Below are 4462 nucleotides of genomic sequence, written 5' to 3'. Positions count from 1 at the left end.
TTTTAAGGAACAGAACATAGGGACATCAACGCTGCGAACAATATTTTAAGCAAAGGGTTAAGTCTTTTTGGGGTAGGAAATATCCATGCAGACTTTAAAGAACAAAGCCTTTCATGTTAGCGTTCAATAGAATGCTTTAGTTAGGAAGCTCCTTGCTTTAGCAAGGGGTGGTTTCACAGTCGTGGGTATGGGCGTTAAGGTTTCAATTGCGTTCGAATTTCTAATTTTTTGGCAAAAATGAATGACTATTTTCACCGATAGTATTTCTTGAACCAATTCTTCAAATGTTTTTCATCTTTAGCGATGAAGGGTTTTAGAAGTTTGTCAGGCTTGTCCACATCTTGGACTGAAACACAGATCCGATTGTCATTCAGTTTCACAATCCTAGTGATTTTCAAATAGCTCGTTATCCCATCAGGGCATTGATCCACATTGTTGTTAGTGATGTGGATCGTTTTGCCTATGTATTCATCAAATTCCTTAATGGGTTCGTTAGTGATAGGGTGGATTTTAGGGGGATCAATTTCTTCTAGCAAATTGTCTTTTTTCAGGCTGTATCCATTAACAAACAGAAGTTCTAAAGCGAATGTCTTGTTGGATACAAGGAATTTTTGGGGGTTGTTTTTGCTTTTAGGGTAAGAAACATGCAAAAACATTTGATTCTTTTCAAAAGTGGTGTTGTCAATCTGCAAAACGATCCCACTGTCATTGTGCCTGAACTGATAGCCGATCAAGGTTTTTAGTTCAAGCAACCTAGCTTCCATAGTGGCTTTTGCGTTTCTTTTAGCGATTTGGTTGTGAATGTCCCATGCTATGAGCTTGATGTCTCTTTGAGCGCGTTGCTTGTCGGCTTGTTTTTGTTTCTTATTTTCGCCTTCAGGCAATTGCTCAAAATAAAAATCAATGTGGGTTACCTTGCGTTTGTCATGGCTTCGGCGTTCTTTCTTGTAGCTCAAGTGTTCAAAAGGGTAGATTTTATGGAGTTCTTTGAGAGCTGGAGTTAAGACTTTTTGATCGATGTTTCGCATTTCATAGTCTTTTGGAATGTCTAAAAGCTCTTTAAATTGAGACCATTCCACGCTTAAAATCCCTGTGCTTTTGTATTGCTTGAGCAAGCGATAGAGCGTTTTAGCGTATTTGCCCCTCACTCTTTGAAATTCTAAAAGTTTGAAAGAAGTGTATTGACCGCCCATTCCTAGATTGTTGAGCAGATAGTTATAACCTGTGTTGAGCTGAATATCCATATACAAAAATTCTCTTGTTTCTTTATCGCTTACGATTTCACAAACTTGAAAAAGCATATAATTTTTTTCAGAAACGCATTCTCTACCATTCACTATAATGTCTCTAACTTCCCAAAAATCAGCGGTTTTTATTTTATTCCACATGCTTCTAGCGGTTCTTGTAAGATTATCATAGGATATTTTAATGCCCAACATTCTCCTTAAATCTTGCGGTTCAAAACGAATGAGGGTATTCCCTTGATCTTTAAGCCTTTGAAAAATAGCGAATAAAAGATTGGCTTCCCTTTCGCTCAATTTCCCTAGATTAACCTTATTGGCGTTATTGTGGTAGGTGATATAGGTTTTATCTTTAGGGGTGCTAACCACTAAATCTTTGCATGGTGTGGGGGTGGTTTGTGGCTCTTTTGTTGGTGTGGGTTTTTCTTTTTCAAACTCATTTGATAATTTTTCTGTGATTTCTTTGAATTTTTGATTAAAACCGCTCAAAATACTTGGAGTTATCTTGTCTATGTAAGTTTGTATCTTTTGTTTTTGTAGTTTAATTTGTGGGGTTTGTGGGAGCGTATCCAATTCTTCTAATAATTTTCGTAATTCTAATTCTTGTTTTCTAAGCTGTTCAAAATTCGTATTCATGGGAATTTAACCGCCTTTTAATGCTTATTTTTCAAAAGACGATATAATAATAGGAGTGAAACCCTTAAAAAGTCTTGGCGGACTTATAAGGGTTATTAAAACGCTAAGGTTTTAATATAGTGGCTGTGTTAAGATTACCACTAAAATCACTACTATTAAAAATGCTTTCATGGTGTGCCTCCTAACGGAGTGCCACCCGCTACAAACTCCCAACCCACTAGCTTTTAAAGCTAATTGCTCCAAATTTGTTAACACTAGGATTAGCAACCATGTCATACCGCCTTAGGCTGTTATTGTAGCTAAAAATTGTTAATATGGTAACTATTTTATAAAAGTTATCTTATTTTTAGCAAAAACCGCTCATATTACCACAAAAACCTGCCTATTTTTCTTATTTTTAAGTAAAAAATGAGAGATTTTTTAGCTAAAGTAACAAGAAGTTCCCTTATCAGTAACAAGAAGTTCCCTTATCAGTAACAAGAAGTTCCCTTATCAGTAACAAGAAGTTCCCATTTATTCATTTTCACCCCAAAAATGAGAAACCCTACAGCTTCGTTATTTAGGCTATTCCAACCACCAATTCCTCACGCGCGCGCATGCGAGTAAAACATGTAAAAAACAGCATGCTGTTTAAAACATGTAAACAAAAACAACGCGCATGACGCGCTACATATTTTGGGGTTTTAGTTTTTAGGGGTTTTTAGCCTAACGCCAGGTTTGCGCTATCTTGTTTGATTTTGCTTACCCAAAACTAACGCCTTAAAGCCCCTAGCTTTTAGCTATGGGGATACAAGGCGAAACGCCTTTAGGCGTTAAATGCCATATAGAATAGGGGTATTAGAGTCAATATCATGCACAAAAATAAGGGTAATGTTATGAATATCTTGTATTATTTATCCTTTTTTAATATATACTACAAATATGAGTAACGCTGTTTTATACAAAAGCAATCATAATGTTGTCTATTCTTGCAAATACCATATCGTGTGGTGTCCTAAATACAGGCGTAAGGTCTTAGTGGGAGCTGTAGAAATGAGATTGAAAGAAATCATTCAAGAAGTGGCTAAAGAATTAAGATTAGAGATTATAGAGATGCAAACCGATAAAGACCATATCCACATTTTAGCTGACATTGATCCAAGCTTTGGAGTGATGAAGTTCATTAAAACCGCTAAAGGTCGTAGCAGTAGGATATTAAGACAAGAATTTAACCACTTAAAAACAAAACTACCTACTTTATGGACCAATTCTTGTTTCATTTCAACAGTGGGGGGTGCACCTTTGAATGTTGTCAAACAATATATTGAAAACCAACAAAACAGCAACCGCCCTAAGCAAAAAGAAAAATGGAAAAGTTATGTTGATAACCTACAAACAAAAGCTCTATAAGAACGATAAGAATAGGCGTATAGACACACTATTAAGGCGTTATGGCGTGTTTTATAATCATTGCATTGCCTTGCACAAACGCTATTATAGACTTTTTAAAAAATATTTAAAACTTAACGATTTGCAAAAACACACCACCAAATTAAAAAAGACTCATCGTTATGCTTTTTTAAAAACACTAGGCTCACAAGCCCTGCAAGATTTAACTGAAAGGATAGATAAAGCGTTTAAAAAATTCTTTAAGAAACAAGCTAAATTGCCACGATTTAAAAAAGTAGCCAACTACAAATCTTTCACTTTCAAAAGCCAAGTTGATAAAAAGACAGGGTTGAATAAGGGAGTGGGGTTTGAGATAAAAGACAATGTTGTTTCTTTTAATGGTTATAGCTACAAGTTTATTAAAACTTATGCTTTGATAGGGAAAGTAAAAACTTTAACCATTAAAAGAGATAATATGGGCGATTATTTCTTGTGTCTAGTCTGTGAATTAGAAAATAACCCTAACAAGCAAACCGCATGCGATAAAAGCGTGGGCTTTGACTTTGGGTTAAGGACTTTTTTAACCGGATCTGACAACACTAAGATAGAATCGCCTTTATTTTTCTCTAAATACTTGCCTTTGATTAAACGACTTAGTAAAAACCTTAGTAAGAAAGTTAAGGGTTCTAATAACTTTAAAAAAGCTAAAAAGAAACTAGCCCAACTGCACCAAAAAATCAAACACTTAAGAACCGATTTCTTTTATAAATTGGCTTTGAAGTTAAGCAGAAAATACCAAAGCATTTTCATTGAAGACTTGAACATGAAAGCTATGCAAAAACTTTGGGGTAGGAAAGTGAGTGATATAGCTTTTAGCGAGTTTGTGAAAATCCTTGAAAACAAGGCTCATGTCGTTAAGATTGATAGATTTTATCCTAGCTCTAAGACTTGTTCTAATTGCTTATCTGTTGATGAAAACTTTAATAAAGACATTAAAAAATTAGGCAAAACAGATAAAGAAAGAGAATACCACTGCAAATATTGTGGATTGGAACTAGACAGGGATTTAAATGCGTCTATCAATATTCATAGGGTTGGGGCATCAACTCTTGGGGTAGAATTTGTAAGACCTACCTAGTAGGCTGAGTTTGCTTGATCCCAATTTTCCTCATGCTTTAGCTAGAATCCCCTAGCTTTAGCTATGGGGAGTATGTCAA

The 4462-nt window shown here is 35.3% G+C and carries 3 protein-coding genes and 1 pseudogene; 3 read left to right on the top strand and 1 reads right to left on the bottom strand.

The window, feature by feature from the left end; genetic code table 11:
• Positions 1-12: 12 nt before the first annotated feature.
• Positions 13-120 (top strand): annotated as a pseudogene (locus BZK24_RS01880) (RNA-guided endonuclease InsQ/TnpB family protein); the annotation flags it as partial.
• Between the two features lie 131 nt (positions 121-251).
• On the opposite strand, the gene BZK24_RS01870 reads toward BZK24_RS01880, so the two are convergent.
• A complete protein-coding gene (locus BZK24_RS01870) occupies positions 252-1877 on the bottom strand; it encodes a replication initiation protein (RefSeq protein WP_077656394.1) in 1626 nt (541 codons plus the stop codon).
• Between the two features lie 921 nt (positions 1878-2798).
• Here BZK24_RS01870 and tnpA point away from each other — a divergent pair.
• Together tnpA and BZK24_RS01860 are read left to right on the top strand one after the other, a co-directional pair.
• Positions 2799-3266: an IS200/IS605 family transposase gene (tnpA, locus tag BZK24_RS01865; protein WP_001874173.1), complete on the top strand. Its 468-nt coding sequence runs from the start codon at positions 2799-2801 to the stop codon at positions 3264-3266.
• The gene (locus tag BZK24_RS01860; RefSeq protein WP_077656393.1) at positions 3235-4383 is read left to right on the top strand and encodes an RNA-guided endonuclease InsQ/TnpB family protein; all 1149 of its coding nucleotides are present in this window, start codon (positions 3235-3237) and stop codon (positions 4381-4383) included. Before tnpA ends, BZK24_RS01860 begins: the two co-directional genes overlap by 32 nt.
• The last annotated feature ends 79 nt before the right edge of the window (positions 4384-4462 follow it).

This window comes from Helicobacter pylori, from assembly GCF_001998165.1.
In the GTDB taxonomy this organism is placed as follows: domain Bacteria; phylum Campylobacterota; class Campylobacteria; order Campylobacterales; family Helicobacteraceae; genus Helicobacter; species Helicobacter pylori_DL.
This window is presented reverse-complemented; position numbering and strand designations above follow the sequence as displayed.

Coding starts and splice junctions, on each gene's coding strand:
- BZK24_RS01860 (WP_077656393.1), top strand. CDS start 3,235: ATGTTGATAACCTACAAACAAAAGCTCTATAAGAACGATAAGAATAGG.
- tnpA (WP_001874173.1), top strand. CDS start 2,799: ATGAGTAACGCTGTTTTATACAAAAGCAATCATAATGTTGTCTATTCT.
- BZK24_RS01870 (WP_077656394.1), bottom strand. CDS start 1,877: ATGAATACGAATTTTGAACAGCTTAGAAAACAAGAATTAGAATTACGA.